Here is a 22,596-nt window from a genome sequence, read left to right on the forward strand (position 1 = left end):
CATCTCGCGGAGCGAGATGGGTACTGTACCGGACTACATGCGGCAGATGAGGAGCTCGCGCTCGTAGATGAGCTCTTTGGGGAGGTGGCTCTTGAGGTCGAGGAAGAGTTCTTCGTGGGAGAGGATCTCGGCGCGCCAGGCGGAGCGATCGAAGTGCTGGAGTGCTTCGAATTTTTCCTTGGGGAAGTCGAGGCCTTTCCAGTCGATGTCCGCGTAGCTGGGAACCCAGCCGACGGGGGTTTCCTTGGACTTGCCGTGGCCGTTGGCGCGATCGACGATCCATTTGAGGACACGCATGTTTTCGCTGAAGCCGGGCCAGAGGAATTTTCCTTCTGCGTCTTTGCGGAACCAGTTCACGTGGAAGATGCGCGGGGTCTCGCTGAGGGAGCGCTGCATGGAGATCCAGTGGCGGAAGTAGTCGCCCATGTTGTAGCCGCAGAAGGGGAGCATGGCCATGGGGTCGCGGCGGACTTTGCCGATGGTGCCTGCGGCGGCGGCGGTCATCTCGCTGCCCATGGTGGCGCCGGTGTAAACGCCGCCGCTCCAGTTGAAGGCCTGATAGACGAGGGGCATGGTGGTGGCGCGGCGGCCGCCGAAGATGATGGCGCTGATGGGGACGCCTTCGGGCTTTTCCCAGTCAGGATCAATGGTGGGGCACTGGGAGGCCGGGGCGGTGAAGCGGGAGTTTGGATGGGCGGCCTTGGTGCCTTTTTCTTTGGCGATCTCAGGAGTCCAGAGATTGCCCTGCCAGTCGGTGCACTGAGTGGGCGGCTCATCGGTCATGCCTTCCCACCAGACGCCGCCATCAGGAGTGAGGGCGACATTGGTGAAGATGGTGTTTTTCCGCAACGAGGCCATGGCGTTGGGATTGGTCTTGTCGCTGGTGCCGGGAGCGACGCCGAAGAAGCCGGCTTCGGGATTGATGGCGTGGAGACGGCCATCGGCGCCGGGTTTGATCCAGGCGATGTCGTCGCCGACGGTCCAGACCTTCCAGCCTTTGTCCGCGAAGTGCTTCGGCGGAATGAGCATGGCGAAGTTCGTCTTGCCGCAGGCGCTGGGGAAGGCGGCGGCGACGTAGGTTTTTTTGCCCTTGGGGTCTTCAACGCCGAGGATGAGCATGTGCTCGGCCATCCAGCCTTCATCGCGGGCCATGGCGGAGGCGATGCGGAGGGCGAAGCATTTTTTGCCGAGGAGGGCATTGCCGCCGTAGCCGGAGCCGTAGCTCCAGATTTCACGCAGCTCGGGGAAGTGGACGATGTACTTCTCCTTGTTGCAGGGCCAGGGGACGTCCTTCTGGCCTTTCTTGAGGGGCATGCCGACGGTGTGCATGCAGGGGACGACGCGCTTCTTTGACTGGTCGATCTTCTCGAAGACTTTTTTGCCGATGCGGGCCATGATGCGCATGTTCACGACGACGTAGGGGGAATCGGTGAGCTGCACGCCGATCTGAGACATGGGGGAGTCGATGGGGCCCATGCTGTAGGCGAGGACGTACATGGTGCGGCCGCGCATGCAGCCATTGAAGAGCTTGCGGAGCTTTTCCTTCATCTCGAAGGGGTTGACCCAGTTGTTGGTGGGGCCGGCGCCGTCCTTGGAATTGCTGCAGATGAAGGTGCGCTCCTCCACGCGGGCGACGTCGCTGGGGTCCGACTTGGCGTAGAAGCAGCCGGGCCATTTTTTCTGATTGAGGCGGATGAGGGTGCCAGACTCCACCATTTCATCGCAGAGGCGGTCGTATTCTTTTTTCGAGCCGTCCACCCAGTGGATGCGGTCGGGCTTGCAGAGGGCGGCCATTTTGCCGACCCAGCGCTGGAGGTGAATGTTTTTGCTGAGGGGCTTTGACGAGGAAAGGGAGGTCATGCGGGCACGATGGAGTTGGGGATGCGTGATTCACGCGGAATTCGTGCCAAAAGTCCACTGCATAAGCTTCGCGTATTTTGGCGAAAGCGGAGCGTGGGCGGAGGGGGAAGCTGACTGTCGGGCCGTGTTTGAGCACTCAGGAGGAGCTGTCATTTCTCCCATGGAGGGCGGGAAAGGATTCCGTTCATTGCGCCTCGATCAACCGCCGTGGTTCATCGAGCCTGATGCCGAGATGCAGTGGAAAGTAGGCGGCCAGCGACTTCACAAGCGCGCGCGAAAAGGCGAGGCGGTTTTCGTCGGTATCGCGGAGGCGGGGGCGGTGGGCTTCGATCTGGAGGCCGGTGATGCTGAGCGCGGCTTTGCAGTGATGCTGGATGGTGTAGCCGCCGCGAAAAAAGGGCCCGGTGGGGACGGGCATGCGCGGGCTGGGGGTGGCGTGAAAGCCTTCGCGTTCAAGAAGGGCACCGAGGCTCCGCGGGCCGCGCAGGAGCTCGGTGTAGCTGAGGGTGCTGCGCTGTGCGATCCAGCGCAGGCTGCCGGCATTGATGAAGGTGGACTGATTGAGCGCCTCTTCGCAGTCCGCGAGATCGAGGGAGTCGTGCAGATAGCCGAGCTCGAGGCGTGAGTCGGCGTGGCCGTGGCCGTGGAGATCGATGAGGAAGGCGACGCCGAAGTGCTTCACGGCAGAGGCGCAGGCCTGGGAGATGAAAGCGTGGTGCTCCTGCCAGGCGTGCTCCGCGAGCGCGCTGCCCTGGGCGGCCTCGGCGAGGTCGCGGTTGGCATCCAGCTTGCTGCGGTGGAGGTGGCAGAGGATGAGGTGAACGTGGCGGCCGGTTTCTGCGTGAACCACCGAGGCGATGGCGCGTGCGAGCTCCTGGGTGTTGGCATCGATGTCCACGACGCCGCTGGTGCGGTCGGGAATCTCCGCAGGCTTCAGGCGTCCGCCGTGGGGAGCGGCGATGATGAGCGGGAGATCCCCGGCGACATATTCGATGAAGCCGTGCGCGCCGAAGGTGCCGGCGCCGGCCGCCGGCTCTGCTGCAAACGCAGCGCCAAGGCACAGCGAAACAAGCAGGGCGGCGAGGAGCTTCATGCGGCTGGGTCAGGAATCTGCCGGGATGATGCGAAGCACATGGCTGGCCTGGGTGAAGTACCAGGTGGTGCGCTTGAAGGGACGCAACTGGATGCCGTTGGGGATTTCGGCGCCGTTTGAGTCGTGAGCGCCGGTGCCGGTGCTGTCCAGGATGAGGGGAGTGCCATCGGGGGACTTGCCGATTTTCCCCACCCAGAGGACGACGTGGGAGAGAGCGCCCTTGGTGTTTTTGATGTAGAGGAGGTCGCCGGTCTGCAGCGTGGTCATGAACTCCTCGTAGCTTTTGGGGAGCTCGATGCGCTTCACAGGAATGGAGCGGCTGGGGCCGGGGCCGCCGGCCTCGCTCATGTCCGACTGGGCTTTCACTTCGCCCGTGGGTTTGATGCCGAGGGCGAGATTGTAGGTGAAGGCGGTGAAGTTGCTGCAGTCGAGACCTTTGCCGACGGGAGACTTTTGCTCCTTGTCGCGCGGCCATTCGGCGGGGGGATCCCAGTCCGGCACATGATGGTGCTGGTAGGTGTAGCCGATGAAACGCATGCCGGTGGCGATGATGCGCTCGCGCGACCACTGGGGGCTTTTGGAGGCGAGGCCGGTGGGGGCGCTGAAGTGTTTGGCGGCGGGGCCGTAGTGAGTCCAGCGACGCTCGTTGGAGGGATTGTACCACTCACCGAAGGGCACGCTGGCGTAGTCCTTCCAGTTGGAGCGGGGGCCTTTGAGGAGATCGCCGATGAGCTCCTCCTCCTTGAAGGAGAACTTGACAGAGTAGGGGGACTTGTAGGCGTTCTGGGCCTGCAAGGCGCTGCCGAAAAGCAGCAGAGAAAGGAGCAGGCGGGTGATCATGGCAGTGCGGTGGAAGATTTTTCGCCTGCCGCCCAGAAGATGCCGCGGGGGATGAAGTTTTCGAGGCCCGGGGTGTTTTCGGGATGCGGGCTGGAGATGAAGACGCGGCCTTTGCCATAGGTGCTGATGACGTGGGCGGGTGAATCGACCTGCACGCCGGCGGGGGTGCCGTTGTTGGCGACTTCGGTTTTGAAGAGGGTGACGGGGGTGTAGGCGGGGATGTCCGCACGGCCTGCGGGCTTGAGGATGGGGCCGTTGTGATAACGCACTTTGAAGGTGCCCTTCACATCGCCGAGGAGGTCAGGACCGGCTTTCGTGAGCTCAAGGTCGAGCATGGCCTGGCCACGCATCCATTTGCTGGAGACGGTGCCGGCATTGAGGATGCCGAGGCCCCAGGAGAAATTGGAGCAGGCAAGGTAGGCGCCGCCGCAGATGCCAACGTAGCCGCCGCCATTGCTGACAAAGTCGCGGACGTTTTTCAAACCGGCTTCGCCGATGCCTTTGGACTGGCCCGAGCCTGAGCCGCCGGGAAACACCAGGACATCGTAGGCGCTGAGATTGAGGGAGGCGACATCCTGCTCACTGAGGACGACCAGCTTCACCTGAGGAAAGGGTTTGAGCACGTTGGTGACGTTATCGACGCCGCCCTGCGGCGAACCGGGGCCGCGATAGATGCCGACCTTGATCTCGCGCGTCTTCACCGGAGGAGCGATGATGGTTTTGCCGCCGTTGGCGTCGGCCGGGATGACGAACTTTTTTGGCTGCTCCTTCGGCTCATCTTGAGCGATGGCGGGGGTGAAACTGCCGATGACAACGCAGAAGAGCAGGAGTGTGAGCCGGGTGTTCATGGTGGTTGGGACAACGATGCGCAAAGTGGGCAAGCTGTCATTTCCTGCATCTCGCCAAAATAGGTGATGCTGGAAAAAATGACGAAGCCAGAATGCCGAATGACGAATGGCGGAACCTGAACGAGAAAGGAGAGTGCAAGCCGAATGACCTGGAAGCTTCAAAGCCTGAATCCCGCCGCCCGCAGGCCGTGCCGCGGCATGGGTGCGGTGCTGGCGATGTCATTGCTGCTCGCAACCACGGCGGCTCAAAGCGCGGATGCGCGCTGGGTGGACCGGCTGGCGTTCTGGTCGTGGAGCGAGATGGATGAGCTGGACCGGCAGATGGCCGCGGATGAGAAGAAGCTGGGGACGCTGCCGGAGCTGATGCTGATCAACAGCAGCCTGCGGATCGGGCTGAAAACGGGCTACACCACCGAAGAAGATGTGCGCTGGATGGAGCTGACGCTGAAGGAGGCCGCGCCGGCGGATGCGGTGGTGCTGGTGGCGCCGCTGGCGAAAGGGGCGAACGCGGTGGTGGCGGGCTATGGCTTTCCGGTGCGCTTCAAGCTGGAGATTTTCGACGAGCTGAACAACGCCGAGGTGATCATGGACCGAACGGCGGAGGATTATCCGAACCCGGGATGCTACCCGGTGGTGGCACGGTTTCCGCCGCGGCCGGTGAAGCGGGTGCGCTTTACGGCGACGGATCCGTGGTCGGTGGACGGGCCGGAGATTCTGGCGCTGGCGGAGATGCTGGTGCTCTCCGGCACGCGGAACCTGGCGCTGGATGCGACGGTGAAGAGCTCGAGCTCGCGCAATGCGCCGCGGGCGTGGACGCGCTCCAATCTGACCGACATGGTGACGCCGCTGGGGCTGCCGGTGGCGCCGCAGAAGGGCGGCACGAACGGATTTCACAGCGCGGTGGCGGCGACTGCTGACGCGGAGAAAACGCTGACGCTGACGCTGCCGGAAATCACGCCAGTGGATGAGATAAGGCTGGTGCCGGTGCGGCGGCGGGAGGTGCCGCTGTGGTTTGACTACGGATTTCCGGTGCGGTACAAGATCGAAGCGGCGACGCGGGAGGACTTCAGTGATGCGGTGATGATTCAGGAGATCACGGACCGGCTGCAGCCGCCGCCGGGCATGAACCTGGTGTGCATCCCGGCACGGCAGACACCGGCGAAATACCTGCGGCTGACGGCGACGCAGCTCTGGTACCGCAAGAGCGACTACGTCTTTGCGCTGGCGGAGATGCAGGTGTTTCGGGACGGGGAGAACGTGGCGGCGAAAGGGAGCTTCACAGCGAGCGACCGGCTGACGGGCGAGGAGAGCGAGGCGTGGAGCCTGGGCGCGCTGAATGACGGGCTGACGGAAAGTGGGCGGCTGATCAGCCTGCCGGAGTGGTTTGCCCAGCTGGAGACGCGGCAGCGCCATGAGCGCGAACGGAGCCTGCTGAAAACGCGGCGTGAGGCGCTGGTGGAGCGCTCGCAGCATCAGCTGGTCTATGGCAGCGTGGGCAGCGTGGCGGGCATCACACTGCTGAGCTGCGTGCTGCTGTGGAGGCAGCAGCGCAACCGCAAACGGGATGCGCAGCGGCTGCATGACAAGCTGGCGCGGGATCTGCATGATGAGATCGGCTCGAACCTGGGAAGCATCACGCTCATCTGCTCGTTTGCGGCGCAGGCGGATGCGACGCCGGAGGCGATGCGCGCGGACATCAGCGAGATCGAACGCGTGGCGGCGGAGACGGCGGACTCGATGCGGGACATGGTGGACCTGATCAGCACGCGGCGGTCCCAGGCGGAGCATGACTGGCTGGATGTGCTGCACCGGCTGACGGAACGCCTGCTGCGGAGCCAGACGCTGGACTGCGCGCTGCCCGCGGCGCCGCTGACACTGGAGCCGGACATTGAAACACGGCGGGAGCTGTACCTGTTTTGCAAGGAGGTGCTGCACAACATCGCGCGGCATGCGCATGCGACGCGGGTGAAGTTTCACCTGACGCCGAACGCGGAGGGGCTGCGCATCGAGGTGAGTGACAACGGCCGTGGGTTTGACACGACGCTGGCGGCCAGCGGCCACGGGCTGAGCAACCTGAGGGAGCGCGCGACGGCGATGCATGCGAGCCTGCAGATTTTATCCACGCCCGGAGAGGGCACGTCCATCACACTCGACCTGCCGCGAGGACCGCGGTGGCGCAAACCTGCTGCATGAAGCACCATGAAACCTGAGACTCTGGTACAAACCTGGATCGTGGAAGACCACGACACTTTTCGGCGGTCGCTGCAACGGCTGTGCACACCGGAGCGCGGGCTGGCGGCGGCGCCGGCGTTTGCCAATGCGGAGACGATGCTGGCGGCGCTGAAGGGCGCTGCTGAGAGCCAGAAGCCGGATGTGCTGCTGCTGGATGTGGGGCTGCCGGGACGCAGCGGCCTGGAGATCATCGCGGATGTGCATCAACTGGCGCCGGAGTGCCGCATCGTGATCCTGACGGTGTTTGAAGATGAGGAGAAAATCAGCCGGGCGATCAGCGCGGGGGCGAGCGGGTATCTGGTGAAGACTTCGCGCGCGGAGGTGGTGGTGGAGGCGATTCTGGAGGCGGCGCAGGGAGGATCGCCGATGTCACCGAAAGTGGCGGCGAGCGTGGTGAAGATGCTGGCCAAGCTGACGAAGCCGGCGGCGCAGCCGGTGTCGCTGTCGCCGCGGGAGCATGATTTGTTAAAGCTGCTGGTGGAGGGGCTGACGGCGAAGGAGATCGCGGACCGGATGCAGGTGAGCATTCACACGACGAGCACGCACACGCGGAATTTGTTTACGAAGCTGGGGGTGCATAGCAGGGCGGCGGCGGTGGCGAGGGCGCTGAAGGAGAGGCTGGTGTGAAGCGGGGAAGGAATGACGAAACCAGAATGAGGAATGAGGAATGAATGACGAAGCACCACGGGTGAGGAGTCTAAAGCTGCGACATTCGAATGCCCCGGTCTCAGGGGAAGCAGGCCGAGCGTGATGTTATGGGTGTGCGATCTCTGGATCGCCGACTCGCCAGATGCCTATGAAATCGTCCGTGTTCAGCGTGTAGAACCGGGCAGCGCCAGCTTTACGAGCCGCGACAAGATGCAAAAAATCGTAAATCGCCCCACCGCGAACGCCACGTGATTCCGCCAACTGCATGGCAGTGAGGAGGTCATCTTCATTGAGAAGACTGACTGTCACTTTGGACAGCACACTTTCTTTGAGCAAGGCCGCGACATCCGAAGCTGCAAACCGATAGCCGAGCCTGCTACCCGTAAGCACATTGAAGGTCTCAGCCAGTGCGTGAGAATAAACGCGACAGTCGTGTTCGAACAGCAGGTTTTCACAGGCCGCATGGCATCGCTCCCTTTCAGCCAGCGATGAAACCAAGATGGAGCTGTCCAGCGACACAATCATGCGTTGCCATCACGAAAGGCCAGCATGCCCTCATCCCGGTCTCCGCGATCCGCCTTGATGGCCTGCACCACAGCATCGTTATCAAGTTCCGGACCACCGGCAATCACCAACCTCCCCCGTTGATTGCGAACGAGCCTGGCGCTTTCAGTCACCGGTGCCTGCGGACGCAGCCGGATGCTGTCGTCCTGCACCTCCAGTTCGAGACTCGCAGGTCCTACGAGCTTCAAGAGTTTGCGCACAGCATCCGGCAACTGGACAAGGCCGGCCTCATTCATTGTGACGGTAGTGCTCATGTGTCCAAGATGCCATTCCTGGAGAGGCTTGGCAAGCCTACTTCAGCGCAGCTTCGATGGAACGGGCGACCTGCTGGCCCATGAGTTCGTAGCCTTTGGCGTTGAAGTGGACGTCCTGGGGATTAGCGATGCCCTGGAGCTGGGGAGCGAGGAAGGTGTGGAGGTCGTCGATGAGGATGTGGTGCTTCTGCATGACGCGGAGGGCGACCTCGTTTTTCTCGGCGATCTGGGTGACGAGTTCGGGGCCGTCCTTGGTGTCTGGCGGGACGGGGGTGGTGGTGGCGAAGATGAGTTTGGCGCCGGTTTTTTGCATGCGGGCGATGAGGGTCTCCAGGCGCTGCTCGTAGTCGGCGGCGGGTGTTTTGCGGTCGTGGATGCCGAAGTTGAAGTGGATGACGTCCCACCTGCCGTCGCCGAGCCAGATGTCGATTTTTTTGACGCCGTTGGCGGTGGGGCCGCAGTTTTCGGGGGCGCGGTGGACATTGGCTTTTCCGGCCAGGGCTTTGCGCACGTCGAGGGTGTAGCCGCGGGAGATGGAGTCGCCGATGAGGAGGACGCGGGGGAGTTTGGGATCGTCCTGCACGAAGTCCCAGGCGTTGGAGCGGCCGGCGATCTTGTCTTTTTTGTGAAGCGGGAGGTAGAAGCCGTTGCCGAGGTTTTGTTCGAGGACGGTTTCCCAGGCCTGCTGGTCGGGCGGGAGCTTGGCTTTGAGGGCCTGGTATTTTTCATCGACGGCCTTGTCTTCCGCGGCTTTTTTGGCGGCGGCTTCGGCGGCGTTGGTGGGCTCGTTCTGGGATTTGACCTGGGCGTGGGAGAGGGTGGCGAGGGCGAGGAGGAGGAGGGTGAGTCTCATGCGGGAATGGGATCGGTGGGGGGATTTGTGGACGTTGTCTGCTTGCGGCGAATGTGCGGCGGAGCGGGTTGCAGACGCTGCTGGTTGGCGCAGCTTGATTAGGAGTCCTGGGTTTGCTTCCCGAGGATGTGCTGCCATACCCAGGGAAGCACTCGCTAAAGCTCGGCATCCCTGGGCTATAATCCGCAACCCCGTTGGGGTTGAAGAAGATTGAGGACGAGGCGGAGAGGGTGGGCACGAGAGTGATGACAGGGTACTGCCTGTGAACGTGCCATGACTGGCGCGAGCTTAACGGGCCTGCGGAAAGCGGTAGCTTCGATGCAGGCCTGCGCCTTGCATCTGCGCGACCATCTCCAAAGAAAGAGCTTATTTCTTGGGCAGGTTTTCGGCGATGACGGCGGCGACTTTTTCGGCGAGGTAGTGGTAGCCTGCGGGGGAGTAGTGGACGTTGGCGGGAAGCTGCACGTCTTTGATTTTGGCGGCGGCGTGGGCGTTGAGGTCGTCGGTGATGACACCTGCGGCGGCCATGACGCGGGCGGCGACTTCGTTGTATTTCTTTTCGTCGCCTTCAATGCGGCCGGGGGAGCCGGCGGGGACGGGGGTGGTGTTGCACCAGATGAGTTTGGCGCCGGTGGCCTGCATGATCTTCACGAGCTCGGTGAGGTTTTTTTCATAGTCGGCCAGGGAGACCTGGGGATGGGAACCGGCGCCTTTGGGATCGGCGAGCTTGGAGGGATCATCGGCGATGTATTTGAGATCGTGGAGGCCCCAGTTGAAGTGGATGACGTCCCACTTGGAGGAGCCGAGCCAGTCCTTGAGGTTCTTGATGCCGTTGGTGGTGGGGCCGCCGTTGGTGGGGATGCGGTGGACGTTGGCCTTGCCTTTGAGGAGCTCGCGCACGTCGAGGGTGTAGCCCATGGAGATGGAGTCGCCGATGAGGAGGACGCGGGGGAGGCCGGCGACGTCCTCGACTTTGACGACGGAGGGATGGGGGGCGCGCTTTTTGGGGGACGGCTTGGGAGCCTGTTTGGGAGCGTCGGCGGCGATGGCTGTGCAGGCGAGCAGAGCGAGGAGCAGGATGGATTTCATGAGGCGACTACCAACGGAGACGGGTGGTGCACATTTCGTGGAAATAAAAACGGAGTCTTGACCCTTTGCGGGAAAACTGGCTAGCCTCGGGCTCATGGTGAAATCGAACCAGGGTCTTCATCTTCGATGCGGCCGCCTGCTGCTGGCGGGGGTGTGGCTGCCTTTGCTCATGCTGCTGGCGGGGGTGTGGCTGCCTTTGCTCATGCTGGGGGCGGAAGCGCCGGCGAAGGGGCCGACGGCCGAAGCGCAGACGAAAGCGCCGACTCCTGAGGAAGGCTGGCAGGAGAAGCTGGCGGACCCGGCCTTCCGCGCGCGGGCGGAAAAGGCGGGCGGAGTGAGCTACGCGCTGCGGGAGCTGGCGGGCAGCCCGGGTGAACAAAGCGGCCTGTATGAGTGGCTGCAGGGGAATGTGAAGACGGCGGAGGGACATGCGCTGGAGTGCCTGCTGCGGGCGTACCTGGCGCGGGATCTGGAGCGGCCGGCGGAGGAGATCAGCGCGGCGGACGACCTGCTGCTGCGCGCGGCGCCGGGACTGCCGCAGGGATGGTTTGGCCGGGCGGAGCAGTATGAGGCGGGCAAGGAGAAGGAGTCCGCGGCCTGGGCGGCGGAGGCTGCGGCACAGGGGATGCGACGGGTGAACCTGGCAGCGGCGAACTGGCAGGAGCAACTGCATGGGTACCGCGGTGTGGACTGGCTGGCGCATGCGGTGAAGACGGACCACCTCATGGAGTGGGTGAAGGCGGTGGCGGCGGCGGTGGAGAATGCGCCGCGCGGCACAGCGCGCGAGGATGCGTGCAGCGTGGTGCTGACGCTGCTGCGGCATGACGCGGTGCGCAAAGAGCCGCTGCTGGCCCAGACTTTGCTGGAGGCGGTGGAGGGCGCGCAGCCGCAGATGGTGCTGGGGGAGCCCGCCAGCTTTCTGGGGGTGATGCGCGACCTGCAGGCGGCGGGACAGAAGGCGATGGCGCAACGTGTGGCGCGGCTGCTGGTGTTTGCGCCGATCGCGAAAGGGGAGGCATCCACTGGAATCAGCGAGATGCTGGGGATGTGGGAGAGCAGCGGGACGGCGCGCGGGTCCGCGCCGCGGGCGTGGCAGATTTTGCAGACGGCGATGGGGGATGACGAGACTTTTGCAGCGAGCTGCCTGGAGGCCGCGCAGCAGCAGCCGTGGAATGAAAACCTGGTGACGCATGCGCTGCTGGCGCAGGCGCTGAGAGGCGGGCTGGGGGAGGAGCACCTGCAACTGATGGCGAAGCTGGGAGCGGAGAGCCGCGCGCGGGTGGCGCTGCGGATGGCGTCATTTGCGCCGGAGGGGGTGCGCCCGCAGACGGCCGCGGGGCCGTGGATGGAGGAGGTGGCGCTGAGCCTGCTGGCGAAAATGCAGACGGCAGCGGCGGAGCGCCCGGCGTTTGCAAGCCTGCTGGACTGCCTGGAGCGGCTGGAGCGCAGCGGCGATGAGGAGCGGCTCTCCCGGGTGCTGGAGGCGACGGGAAAGGCGGCGCCGCGGCTGAATGATCTGGACCACTGGGAGCGGTATGCGCGGATCCTGCTGGGGAAGAAGCAGGAGGAGCTGGCGAGCACGCTGGCGCTGGCGTGGGGCGGCGCGCTGGACCAGTCCTCCGAACAGAAGGAGCACCTGCTGCCGCTGGCGCGCACGGCGATCCGGGCGGGAAGAAATGGCGGCGGATATTTCGCGACGATGGCGCTGAAGCTGTGGGAGAAGCACCATGCGGAAATGACCACGACGACGCTGCCGCCGCCAGGCATGGCGAGCCGGGTGGGCGAGGCGCTGATGGCGTGCGATGACGTGGAGGGATTTGAGCGGTTTGTGAACGGGCTGGAAAAGCTGCCGAAGCACCGGATCTCGGGGCTGTACCCGCAGATGACGAAGGAACTGGGCGCGCTGCGGAATCTGATCACGGGGAAGGACGACATGGTGCCGGCGGTGGATGCGTGGGTGCGGATGCCGGAAGGTGAAAAGGAAGCGCCGCGGGTGGAGTGGCAACTGGTGCTGCCGGAGCTGGGCCCCTCCAGCGAGCGGCCGATGGTGCTGACCACGGGCGACCGCGACGGGAAAACGGAGGCGGACAAGCTGAGCGATGCGCGCTGGTGGCGCGCGGGCACGGCGCTCCCGGCGCTGGAGCGGTTCAGCGGGAAGTTTACGCTGGAGGTGCTGGCGGGAGATGATCCACAAAAGCTGCGGAGCCTGGCGTATCTGCCGAAGGCGCCGGCGCGCGGAGGCCAGACGGTGGACAAGCTGCCACGCTCCGGGAGCCTGAAGATCATGCTGCGCTCGCTGACGAATGCGATGACGTTTTCCAGCGAGCCGCGCGCCTTTTCCACGCACGCGGCGGTGTTTATGACCGGGGGCGAGCCGGCGGCGGAAACGGACAGCGCGGCAGTGGCATGGCAGGAGCCGGCGGTGCCGCAGCCCGCGAGCTGGCAGCCGGACGATGCGCAGAGGTGGGGGAGGATGATCGCGACGCCGGTGCGTCTGGAGGAAGGCGCGGAATATCTGCTGACCACATGGCCGGCCAAGGAGAGCAGCGTGGTGCGGATGATTTTGCTGGATGAGGAGCAGCGGCCGCTGGGGCCGGTGCCGGTGGCGAGCAACGGCTGGCAGCCGGGGAGGCTTTCGCTGACACACACGCCGGCGGACCGGACCTCGCGCTACCGGACGCAGCGGTTTCGGCCGGGCGACTGGGCTGGCGATGGCGACCTGGTGTTTCCGACGGATGGCAGGGCGGGAGAGCAGCGGGCGCGGTTCATCGCCTTTGTGACGCGGGACGCGGTGGTGAACACGCTGCCCGCGCTGCAACTGCGGACGTACCGCACGGCCACGATGGCGGAGAAAGCGGACAGCAGCTTCCGCTCCCACAAGCCGGAGCTGCCGGAGCTGAATGACGAGTACATCGGCGACCTCGGCTTTTCACTGCGGTCGTGGCATGTGACGTTTGTGTCCGACCGCGGGATCCTGACGGGCAAGGGCGGGCTGGCGGGCTTTGACGTGACGCACATCCCGTGGAAGCCGCTGGTGCGGGCGGAGTCCGAGCTGCTGGAGGGGAACGAGTGGCCGATGTGCTTCACGCCGGAGCACAGCCTGATCATTGAACCGACGTGGAACAGCAGCCGGACGCTGGGGCTGAGGTTTGTGCCGTTTGACACACGCGGAGAGCGCTATGCGGCGTGCCGGAGGATCGAGCTGCCGCTGCCGAGCTACAACCGGGGGGAGATCAGCGAATGGAATGACGGGGCGGTGCTGATGGTGTCCTCCGAAGCCGGTGAGAACCCGGAGCCGGCGTGCGCGTGGGTGGAGCCGGACGGGAAGTGCCATGTGGTGAAGCTGCCGCGGCCGCCGATCAAGAACAAGCCGGGGCTGGAAGTGGCGTGGTGGGGGCCGGGAGGGACGCTCTTCACGCTGCATGAGGACGGGCTGCTGTTTCACATGGAGCACCGCGACGGGCTGCGGCTGCTGAGCGTGGAGCCGGGAAGTCCGGATGACATTCCCGAAGGGGCCATGCCGGGGCGCTCGAAGCGCAAGCGTGAGTGGAGGCTGGAGCGGCCGGATGTGCTGATCCATGTGGACAAGAAGACGAACATCGTGACGCACCGCTACCGCCTGCCGAAGCGCTGCGAAGGGCTGCCGATGGCCTTTGCCTCGCGCGGGTATGTGATTCTTTTCACGACGGAGCACGAGATCATCCGGGTGAACCCGCCGGACATGGTGGAGGACGATGATTGAGAAAAACGCGCTGGCGCGCCGGGGGAGTCGCGCCTTTGATGTGGGCCGACATCCACCCCAACCACCACCATGCGCACGCTGCTTTCACTCCTTGCCTTTGCCTCCTTCGCCGCCGCCGCCGAACCCGTCACCCTGACGCTGGCGGACTTCACTGATGCCAAAGGTGAGGCGCCCTCGGGTGGCTGGACGACGGAGGGGGACGGCACGATCCACCTGAACGGCAAGGGCGGCGGTGCGCTGATCTCGAAGAATGAATACTCCAACTTTGAGCTGGAGTGGGAATGGAAGGTGAACCCGAAGGGGAACAACGGCATCAAGTACTGGGTGACGAAGATCGGCGGGAAGGAATGGCTGGGGATCGAGTACCAGATGATCGACGACACGGGCCATGCGGACGGGCTGAAGGGCGGATCGCACACGACGGCGTCGATCTATGACATCAAGGAGCCGGTGGCGGGCAAGGCGGTGAAGCCGGCGGGTGAGTGGAACACGAGCAAGATCGTGGTGCAGGACGGGAAGATTCAGCACTGGCTGAACGGCGCGCTGGCGTGTGAGGCGGACACGACGACGCCGGAGTGGAAGGAGCGCATCGCGAAGAGCAAGTTTAAGAACAAGGAAGGTTTTGCGCCGGGGAAAGGGAAGATCATGCTGACGGAGCATGGGGACGAGACTTGGTTTCGGAAGATCAGGCTGACGGCGAAGTGATGCTGGATCCTAGATCCTGGATGCTAGATGCTAGATGCTAGATGCTAGATGCTGAGGCTCCGCGGGGCTTGGTGTGCTTGCGGAGCGGGAGGGGCGAGGACGAGGACGATTCCAGAGGGGTTTGTGGTGACGTGGAGCGAGGGGAGGCTTGCGGGGTGCTGCGGGCTCGGAGGCCCGCGCTCCGGGGGAGACGTGCGGGGCTTGGTGTGCTTGCGGAGTGGGAGGGGCGAGGACGAGTTCGATTGGAGGACGAGGACGATTCCAGAGGGGGTTGTGGTGACGTGGAGCGAATGGTGTTTGCGGGGTGCTGCGGGCTCGGAGGCCCGCGCTCCGGGAGAGGCGTGCGGGGCTTGGTGTGCTTGCGGAGTGGGGTTCGAGGACGAGTTCGAGTGGGAGGACGAGGACGATTCCAGAGGGTTTGTGGTGACGTGGAGCGAATGGTGTTTGCGGGGTGCTGCGGGCTCGGAGGCCCGCGCTCCGGGGAGACGTGCGGGGCTTGGCGTGCTTGCGGAGGGGGAGGACGAATTCGAATGGGAGGACGAGGACGATTGGAGGGGGATGGGGATTATTCTTTTTCTGCGCGTTCGATTTCCCAGCCTTCGTCACTGTCGATGGGGAGTTCGGCGAGGTCTTTTTCGAAGAGCTGGGTGAGTTCGATGCGGCGCTCGCGGACGATGCGGGCATAGGTGTCTTCGTCTTCGTGGACGGGGACGAGGAGGTGGACGGTTTCTTCGTCGTAGCGCTTCCAGCGGCGGGCGGCGCGCTCGGTGGCGTAGGCGGGCTTGCCGAGGGCGCGGAGGGCGCGGACGGCGAGTTCTTGAGCGCTGCCCATTTGCTCATGCACGGTGTCTTCGGCGGAGAGGCCGAGATTCATGAGCTCAAAGCGCTGATCGTAGTCATGCGCACGGGCGAGGATGCGGAGGTCGGGGAATTTTTCGCGAACTTCGGTGACGAGGCGGGCGACTTTGGCCTGGTCCGCGAGGGCGATGATGAGCATGCAGGCCTGATCGATGCCGGCGGCGTGCAGGAGATCGAGGCGGGTGGCGTCGCCGTAGAAGACTTTGAAGCCGAAGCGGCGCAGCATGTCCACGTGGTCGGGGTCGCTTTCCAGCACGGTGACTTTGACGCCTTGGGACATCATGAAGCGGCCGACGAAATTGCCGAAGCGGCCGAAACCGGCGAGGATGACGGGGGCATGCTCATCGATGCGGTCGGGGGCGCGCTCTTCGCGGCTGACGGAGGTGTAGCGGGGAGCGAGGACGCGCTCGTAGATGATGAAGAGGAGCGGCGCGGCGGCCATGGAGAGGGCGACGACGGCGACGAGGAGCTTGGAGGTCTCTTCAGTGAGGATGTCCTGCTGGATGGCCATGGAGAGGAGGGCGAAGGCGAATTCGCCGCCCTGAGCGAGTGCGAGCGAGAGGAGCCAGCGGTGGCTGCCGCGGATTTTTAGAGCGGTGGCGATGAGGTAGATGACGGCGGCCTTGAGGGCGATCAAGGCGAGCACGAGTGCGGCAATGAGGAGGGGATTGGCGGCGATGACGGCGAAATCGAGCGAGGCGCCGACGGCGAGGAAGAAGAGACCGAGGAGGAGGCCTTTGAAGGGCTCGAGATTGCTCTCCAGTTCGTGGCGGTAATGGCTGCCGGCGAGGACCACACCGGCGACGAAGGCGCCGAGCGCGGGCGAGAGGCCCACCTGGGTCATGAGCAGGGCGACGCCGACGATGAGGAGCAGCGCGGCGGCAGTGAGGATCTCACGCAGGCCAGTCTTGGCGAGGACGGCGAAGCCGCGTGGAATGATGAACTGGCCGGCGATGACGATGGCGACGACGGCACCAAGGGTGACGAGGGGCTGGGCCCAGTGGGGCAGCTCGTGAAGCCAGCCATCGTGTTTTATTTCGACACCGCTGGCGGCCAGCAAGGGGAAGACCGCGAGCATGGGGATGACGGAGATGTCCTGAAACAAAAGCACCGCGAAGGAGTCGCCGCCGCCATCGGTACGCATGAGGCCTTTTTCCTGGAGTGTCTGGATGACGATGGCGGTGGAGGAGAGGGCGAGGATCATGCCGGTGGCGAGTGCGGGCTTCCACTGCAGGCCGAAGGCGATGGCGATGCCCATGACGGCGAGAGCGGTGAGGGAGACCTGCAAACCGCCGAGGCCGAAGATGGGGCCGCGCATGCGCCAGAGGCGTGAGGGCTCGAGCTCGAGGCCGATCATGAAGAGCATGATGACGACGCCGAACTCGGCGAAGTGCATGGCCTCCTCTCCCTGCCGGCCACCGACCCAGCCGAGAACGAAGGGGCCGATGATGGCACCGCCGATGAGATAACCCAAAACACTGCCGAGACCGAGGCGATGCGCGATGGGCACCAGCAGCACGGCGGCGGCGAGGTAGATGAAGGCGGAGAGGAAGAAGTGGGGATCGTGCATGAGCTATGCAGGAATGAGGTCGTTGATTTTATGCGCGTCCAGGGCCTGCTCCAGCGGCAGGGTTTCATCGCGCAGAGAGGTGAGGAGGCGCGCGTAGCGCTGTGCATGCGCCTGGATGGAGGAGGCATCGGCGAGCTGATTCGCACCGTGAATGACGTGCGGAGCGAGGTAGCGCATGCCGCAGAGGAAGGCGGTCTGATCAAACGGCGCGAGAAGCTGACGGATGGTGTAGCGGTTGCGGCCCTGCGAGCAGTACACTTCTTCGGAACCGCCGGCGCTGATGGCGTGCACGAGGGTCTTGCCCTGAAGGGCGGCGCCCCCTTCCCCGTAAGCCCAGCCATAGGTGAGGACGAGGTCGAGGTACTCCTTCACCAGCGCGGGCGCGCTGTACCAGTAGAAGGGGTGCTGAAGGACGATGATGTCGTGCTCTTTGAGGAGTTTTTGCTCCTCCTCCACATCGATGAGGAAATCGGGGTAGAGCTCGTAGAGATCGCGGAAGGTGACGCCCTCCACCTGGCGGGCGGCGGCGGCCAGGCGGTGATTGATGCGCGACTTGTGCGGAGCGGGATGGGCGTAGAGAACGAGAACCGAGGCCATGGGGATGCGATGCGCGCAGCATGACCGCCCGCAGGAATGCGGCAATCGTTTTCAGAAATCGGTGAGCTCGATGCTCAATTTGTCCTCGATGCGGCCTTTGAATTTCCAGGCGCCGTCGATGCGGAGGGCGTCATCGATTTCGAGGCGGAGTTTGGTGCCGTCTGCGGTGAGAAGGTGGAGCTCCACGTCGTCGAAAGCGGCCGAGGGGTCGGCGGCTTCGTCATCGGCAGCCTAGCAGATGGAAGTCTCCTGCGCAGGCTTAGGCGTGAAGGGTACCCAGAAGCCGCACTCGGAGAGTGCGGACCACGCCGCGGTGGGCTTGCGGGGACTGGGTTTACCTGGCGCGGGCGAGCCAGACGCCGAGGGCGGCGACGGCCATGCCGATGAGGGAGAGACCGGTGAGGGTCTCGCGGAGCGGCAGGATCGAGGACGAGTTCGAGTAGGAGGACGAGGACGATTTCTGGCGGGCGGCGCGGGAGGGTGACTCGCAATGCGTTTGATGCGAATCACCTGGCGCGGGCGAGCCAGACGCCGAGGGCGGCGATGATCATGCCGATGAGGGAGAGGCCGGTGAGGGTCTCGCGGAAGATGGCCCAGGCCATGAGGGCGGTGACGGCGGGGACGGTGTAGAAGAGGCTGGCTACATTGACGGCGGTGCCGCTGCGGATGAGGTGATTGAGCAGGCTGATGGCGCCGATGGAGAGGACGAGGGCGACCCAGCACAATGCGAAGATGAACTGGCCGCTCCATTCGACGTGGCGGGTCTCCGTGGTGAAGGCGAGGAGAGCCGTGATGAGGAGGCTGGCGGCGTATTGAACAACAGTGCTGGTGCGGAGATCGAAGGCGGGGCAGTGGCGCTTCTGCCACATGGTGCCAACGGTGATGCCAACGAGCGCGGCGATGGCGGGCAGCGTCATGATGAAGGTGAGGCCGCTGCCAGTTTTATGCGCGACGACGAGGATGGTGCCGATGAAGCCGAGGGCGAGCCCGCCCCACTGCCGGGGCAGGACGCGCTCGCCGAGGGCGATGCCTGCGAAGGCGGCGGTGAAGAGGGGCTGGAGGGAGACGATGAGACTGAGGATGCCGGCGGGAAGACCGAGACGCAGGGACCAGACGCAGCCGCTGAGGTAGAGGGCATGGATCATGAGACCGGCGAAGGCGACGTGGGCGAGCTGTCCCCTGCCCCGCGGCCAGGGTGCGCGGGTGAGGAGCGCGATGGGGATCAAGATCGCGAGGACGATGCAGTAGCGCAGCGTGAGGAAAGTGAAGGGCTCGGCGTAAGGGATGCCGAGCTTTGAGCCGATGAAGCCGCTGCTCCAGAGGAGGACGAAGAGCCAGGGGATGATGGCGGTCCACAGAGAAGCGCGTGGGGTGGCGCTCATTCAGGCGAGATGGATGGGGGGAGCGGGAATCACGCGGGTGGCAGGAAGGCCGGAGAAAAAAGGTAGAAAGATCAGGGGTAGAAAAATTTCAGAGACTGGAGATGTGGAATGGGTTCCGAGGAGCGCTGGGAGGAGCGGTCGGAGATCAGGGCAAAAAAATTGGGGGCAGAAAAATTTTAGAACCGGATTTTTTTGGGCGGGTTATTCGTCGAGTTGCTGGATGCGGGTGAGGTGGCGGCCGCCCTCGAAAGCAGTGGTGAGGAAGGTGTCCACGATCTGGAGGGCGGTGGGGAGATCCATCATGCGTTCGCCAATGGAGAGGACGTTGGCGTCGTTGTGGAGGCGGGTGAGGCAGGCGGATTCGACGTTCCAACAGAGGCCGCAGCGGATGCCGCGGAGACGGTTGGCAGTCATGGCTTCGCCATTGCCGGAGCCGCCGAGAACGATGCCGCGCTCGAACCTGCCAGCGGCCACGGCCTCGGCGACGGGGCGGATGAAGCGAGGGTAGTCCACGCGGGCTTCGGAGTGGGTGCCGAAGTCTTCGACTTCATGCCCTGCCGCGCGGAGGTGCTGGAGGATGGCCTGCTTGTAGTGGTAGCCGGCGTGATCGGAGCCGATGGCGATTTTCATGGTGGGGGGAGGATGCGCCAATCGCGGAGGCGCACAACTGGTGATAAAGGGGGAGAAATGTGCGCACTTCAACAGATGCGGAGGGGGAGGGCATGGCGGAGCGCCGCACAGGGGACTGTGCGGACCACTTTGCTGGCGCCCATGCGAGCCCCACCAACGGCAACGAGGTCAATGAAACTTGTCGCGGATGACGACTTCGTCGTAGGAGAGCTGGCCGCCTTTGGGCCATGGGGGCTGGGTGCCTTTGCCGACGGCGAGCATGAAGGAGATGATGTGGTCCTCGGGGAGATTGATGATTTTGGCGACGGCGTCGAAGTCGAAGCCGTCCATAGGGGAGGTATCATAGCCCATGGCTTTGGCAGCGAGCATGAGGGTCATGCCGGCGAAGCCGCAGGAGCGCATGCATTCATCGCGCTGGACCTGATCGCGGCCACCGTAGTACTGGCCGATGGCGGGGACGAGGAAGTCCTGCACGGGCTGGGCGGCGTTTTTCCAGTAGCGGCCGGGCTCCTTCTTCCATGCGTCTTTGTCGGCGCACAGCACGATGAGAAGCGAGGCATCGGTGATCTGCGCCTGATCCCAGCCGACGGCGCGGATTTGTTTTCTTACTTCAGGATCGAGCACGGTGACGAAGCGCCAGTTTTGGATGTTGAAGGCGGTCGGGGACAGCATGGCGGCTTCGAGGAGCTGGCGGATCTCCGCATCGGTCATGCGGTGGGCGGGGTCGTATTGTTTGACGGAACGGCGGGAGGCGATGGCTTCGAGGGTGTGCATGACGGAGGGAGAGAGGAAGTTTAAAGTTTCAGGTTTGAAGTTTAAAGTTATGACCGCTTGGCGTGGATTTTGAGATGGAGGTGGATGTGGTCGTTGACGACGTGTTTGCCAAGGAAGGCGAAGAGTTTGCCGGAGCCGTAATGGCTGCCGAACTGGGTGCGATCGAGCTCGAACTGGGCCTGGCCGGTGAGATGGTCTGAATCTGCGGCGGCGATGACGGCGGGAAAGCTGAGGGGCTGTGAGACACCGCGGAGGGTGATGGTGCCGTGGAGGGTGTAGTTGGGCGTGCCGGGTGTGCAGGCTGGCAGAGGAGTGACATGTTCGCAGACGAACCCGGCGGTGGGGAAGCGGTCCACGGCGAAGAAGTCGTCATCGCGCAGGTGGCGGATGAGCATGGCATTGAAGGCGGTGTCCACGAGGTCTTCGCAGGCGATGCTGTTCATGTCGATGGTGAAGCGGGCGGACTGAAGGGTGCCGTTTTTCACTTCGATGCTGCCGCCGGAAAGCCTGAGGGTGCCGTGGTGATGATTGAAGAGACTGCGGCCGGTCCAGCGCACGAGACTGGCGGCGGTGTCCACCTCGAAATGGCCTTCGGGAGCGGGTGGCGAGATCGCTGTGCCGGTGCCTTCGAGGGGAAAGCCCTGCTGCTGGCATTCGGCGATGCCACCGGGGAAGACGGTCACATCGGTGTAACCGGCCTTGGTGAGTTTTTCGGCGGCGGTGGTGGCATCCAGAGAATCGCCGCCTGCGCCATAAACGACGAGAGGCGAGGATTTGTCCGGGACGAGTTCGGAGACTTTGGTGATGAAGATGGTTTCGTAAACGCAGGCATTGATGGCGCCGGGGAGATGAGTGCTGGCGTAGTGCTCCTCCGGCAGGACGTGGATGAGGGTGGCGGCGCCTTTCTGCGCCTGGAGTTCGGCAATGGAGATGGTTTTCATGATTGTACGGGAGCTTCTGCGAGGAGGGCTTCGAGGTCGAGATGTTCCGTGGTCATGGCGAGCTCGCCGCTGGCATCGCGAGGCCAGGCGGAGGGATCGCGATCGACGTAGAGCTCGAGGCCGTTGCCATCGGGGTCGTGGAGATAGAGGGCTTCGCTGACGCCGTGGTCGGAGGCGCCATCGAGAGGGATTTTGTTTTGGATGAGGCGGTGCAGGGCGTCAGCGAGCGAAGGACGGTCCGGGTAGAGAATGGCGACGTGGTAGAGGCCGGTGGTGCCGCGCGGCGGGGCTTTGCCGCCGCGGCTTTCCCAAGTGTTCAGGCCGATGTGGTGGTGGTAGCCGCCGGCGGAGACGAAGGCGGCCTGGGTGCCGTAGCGCTGGGTGAGTTCGAAACCGAGTACGCCGCAGTAGAAGGCGAGGGAGCGCTCGAGGTCGGACACCTTGAGATGGACGTGGCCGATGCGGACGGCGGGGTGGATGGGAGCACTCATGGGGAAGTTGGCGGTGGTTTGCGGTTGTTGGCGATGGTTTGCAGTTGTTTCCAGAAGAGGGAGAGCTGGCGCAGGTGGTGAGGTTGAAGTTTTTTTGTGGGTGCTGGGTGTGGCGGGGGGCCAGGAACCGCACTCGAAGAGTGCGGACCACGCCGCGGTGGGCTTGCGGGCGATGAGTGAGATGCTGCAAGCGTGCGAGCCGGATTCAGTGACGAATCCGGCCCGCATGGGGAGGCTTTATTTGGCGGCGAAGAGGGTGCGGAGGTAGTCTTTGCGGCTGGCGAGGGTGATGAGGGAGAGGACGGCCAGGATGACGGGCATTTCGTAGGCGCCTTTGACGAGGAAGACGTGGTAGAGGATGATGTTTACCACGACTGGGCCGACAAGAGTGAGCGCCAGGTTCATGAAGCGGCCGCTGAGGAGGAGGAGGCCGCCGGTGACTTCGAGGACCTTCACCACATCGAGATAGCCGCTGCCGTAGATGGCGAACATGAAGTTTGCGGCGGGTGTGCCTTCCTTGGGGAGAGGAACATCGATGAAGTGGAGCCACATGTTGGCACCGAAGACGGTGAAGATGAGGCCGAGGAGGAGGCGGGCGGCGGTGGGGATGTGTTTCATAGGGGGA

Annotated in this window: 21 protein-coding genes; 4 read left to right on the forward strand and 17 right to left on the reverse strand. The window is 64.1% G+C overall.

From position 1 onward, the window contains the following. Positions 1-33: 33 nt before the first annotated feature. The 4 genes from ACILSQ_RS10960 to ACILSQ_RS10975 form a co-directional block, all read right to left on the reverse strand. Entirely contained in the window at positions 34-1,860 is a 1,827-nt protein-coding gene (locus ACILSQ_RS10960) for a phosphoenolpyruvate carboxykinase (GTP) (RefSeq protein WP_395743665.1), read from the reverse strand. A gap of 184 nt (positions 1,861-2,044) precedes the next feature. Beyond that, positions 2,045-2,953, reverse strand: a complete 909-nt coding sequence (locus ACILSQ_RS10965) for a hypothetical protein (RefSeq protein WP_395743666.1) — start codon at positions 2,951-2,953, stop codon at positions 2,045-2,047. A 9-nt stretch (positions 2,954-2,962) separates the two neighbouring features. Continuing rightward, entirely contained in the window at positions 2,963-3,793 is an 831-nt protein-coding gene (locus tag ACILSQ_RS10970; protein ID WP_395743667.1) for an NlpC/P60 family protein, read from the reverse strand. After that, on the reverse strand, positions 3,790-4,641 hold the full coding sequence (locus tag ACILSQ_RS10975) for a BPL-N domain-containing protein (protein ID WP_395743668.1): 852 nt from the start codon (positions 4,639-4,641) through the stop codon (positions 3,790-3,792). The genes ACILSQ_RS10970 and ACILSQ_RS10975 overlap by 4 nt, the downstream gene beginning before the upstream one ends. Positions 4,642-4,785: 144 nt before the next feature. Here ACILSQ_RS10975 and ACILSQ_RS10980 point away from each other — a divergent pair, with 144 nt between their 5' ends. Continuing rightward, positions 4,786-6,834 (forward strand): sensor histidine kinase, encoded by a 2,049-nt coding sequence (locus ACILSQ_RS10980; RefSeq protein ID WP_395743669.1) that lies wholly within the window; start codon positions 4,786-4,788, stop codon positions 6,832-6,834. 6 nt (positions 6,835-6,840) lie between these two features. Beyond that, complete coding sequence (locus tag ACILSQ_RS10985; RefSeq protein WP_395743670.1) at positions 6,841-7,500, forward strand: response regulator; 660 nt, start codon at positions 6,841-6,843, stop codon at positions 7,498-7,500. Positions 7,501-7,626: 126 nt separating this feature from the next. Here ACILSQ_RS10985 and ACILSQ_RS10990 read toward each other — a convergent pair whose 3' ends face one another. The 4 genes from ACILSQ_RS10990 to ACILSQ_RS11005 all read right to left on the reverse strand — a co-directional run bounded on the left by ACILSQ_RS10990 (position 7,627) and on the right by ACILSQ_RS11005 (position 10,281). Beyond that, on the reverse strand, positions 7,627-8,046 hold the full coding sequence (locus tag ACILSQ_RS10990; RefSeq protein WP_395743671.1) for a PIN domain-containing protein: 420 nt from the start codon (positions 8,044-8,046) through the stop codon (positions 7,627-7,629). Further along, entirely contained in the window at positions 8,043-8,339 is a 297-nt protein-coding gene (locus ACILSQ_RS10995) for a hypothetical protein (RefSeq protein ID WP_395743672.1), read from the reverse strand. Before ACILSQ_RS10995 ends, ACILSQ_RS10990 begins: the two co-directional genes overlap by 4 nt. A gap of 37 nt (positions 8,340-8,376) precedes the next feature. Continuing rightward, positions 8,377-9,192 carry an SGNH/GDSL hydrolase family protein gene (locus tag ACILSQ_RS11000; protein ID WP_395743673.1) on the reverse strand — a complete coding sequence of 272 codons (816 nt, stop codon included), beginning with the start codon at positions 9,190-9,192 and terminating at the stop codon, positions 8,377-8,379. A 366-nt stretch (positions 9,193-9,558) separates the two neighbouring features. Next, complete coding sequence (locus ACILSQ_RS11005) at positions 9,559-10,281, reverse strand: SGNH/GDSL hydrolase family protein (RefSeq protein ID WP_395743674.1); 723 nt, start codon at positions 10,279-10,281, stop codon at positions 9,559-9,561. 94 nt (positions 10,282-10,375) lie between these two features. Here ACILSQ_RS11005 and ACILSQ_RS11010 point away from each other — a divergent pair, with 94 nt between their 5' ends. Beyond that, entirely contained in the window at positions 10,376-14,023 is a 3,648-nt protein-coding gene (locus ACILSQ_RS11010) for a hypothetical protein (protein ID WP_395743675.1), read from the forward strand. Positions 14,024-14,092: 69 nt separating this feature from the next. Then, positions 14,093-14,728, forward strand: a complete 636-nt coding sequence (locus ACILSQ_RS11015; RefSeq protein WP_395743676.1) for a DUF1080 domain-containing protein — start codon at positions 14,093-14,095, stop codon at positions 14,726-14,728. Positions 14,729-15,293: 565 nt separating this feature from the next. Here ACILSQ_RS11015 and ACILSQ_RS11020 read toward each other — a convergent pair. The 9 genes from ACILSQ_RS11020 to ACILSQ_RS11060 all read right to left on the reverse strand — a co-directional run bounded on the left by ACILSQ_RS11020 (position 15,294) and on the right by ACILSQ_RS11060 (position 22,589). Further along, on the reverse strand, positions 15,294-17,156 hold the full coding sequence (locus ACILSQ_RS11020) for a monovalent cation:proton antiporter-2 (CPA2) family protein (RefSeq protein WP_395743677.1): 1,863 nt from the start codon (positions 17,154-17,156) through the stop codon (positions 15,294-15,296). Between the two features lie 3 nt (positions 17,157-17,159). Beyond that, positions 17,160-17,753, reverse strand: a complete 594-nt coding sequence (locus ACILSQ_RS11025) for an NAD(P)H-dependent oxidoreductase (RefSeq protein ID WP_395743678.1) — start codon at positions 17,751-17,753, stop codon at positions 17,160-17,162. A 51-nt stretch (positions 17,754-17,804) separates the two neighbouring features. Then, positions 17,805-17,939: a hypothetical protein gene (locus ACILSQ_RS11030; protein ID WP_395743679.1), complete on the reverse strand. Its 135-nt coding sequence runs from the start codon at positions 17,937-17,939 to the stop codon at positions 17,805-17,807. Positions 17,940-18,259: 320 nt separating this feature from the next. Continuing rightward, a complete protein-coding gene (locus ACILSQ_RS11035; RefSeq protein ID WP_395743680.1) occupies positions 18,260-19,135 on the reverse strand; it encodes a DMT family transporter in 876 nt (291 codons plus the stop codon). 201 nt (positions 19,136-19,336) lie between these two features. Next, the gene (rpiB, locus tag ACILSQ_RS11040; RefSeq protein ID WP_395743681.1) at positions 19,337-19,765 is read right to left on the reverse strand and encodes a ribose 5-phosphate isomerase B; all 429 of its coding nucleotides are present in this window, start codon (positions 19,763-19,765) and stop codon (positions 19,337-19,339) included. A gap of 168 nt (positions 19,766-19,933) precedes the next feature. Beyond that, on the reverse strand, positions 19,934-20,539 hold the full coding sequence (locus ACILSQ_RS11045) for a nitroreductase family protein (protein ID WP_395743682.1): 606 nt from the start codon (positions 20,537-20,539) through the stop codon (positions 19,934-19,936). 47 nt (positions 20,540-20,586) lie between these two features. Then, positions 20,587-21,480: a YceI family protein gene (locus ACILSQ_RS11050; protein ID WP_395743683.1), complete on the reverse strand. Its 894-nt coding sequence runs from the start codon at positions 21,478-21,480 to the stop codon at positions 20,587-20,589. Then, positions 21,477-21,971, reverse strand: a complete 495-nt coding sequence (locus tag ACILSQ_RS11055; RefSeq protein WP_395743684.1) for a VOC family protein — start codon at positions 21,969-21,971, stop codon at positions 21,477-21,479. The genes ACILSQ_RS11050 and ACILSQ_RS11055 overlap by 4 nt, the downstream gene beginning before the upstream one ends. 237 nt (positions 21,972-22,208) lie before the next feature. Further along, entirely contained in the window at positions 22,209-22,589 is a 381-nt protein-coding gene (locus ACILSQ_RS11060; protein ID WP_395743685.1) for a hypothetical protein, read from the reverse strand. Between the last annotated feature and the right edge of the window lie 7 nt (positions 22,590-22,596).

It is taken from the genome of Prosthecobacter sp. (assembly GCF_044227185.1).
Classification (GTDB): domain Bacteria; phylum Verrucomicrobiota; class Verrucomicrobiia; order Verrucomicrobiales; family Verrucomicrobiaceae; genus Prosthecobacter.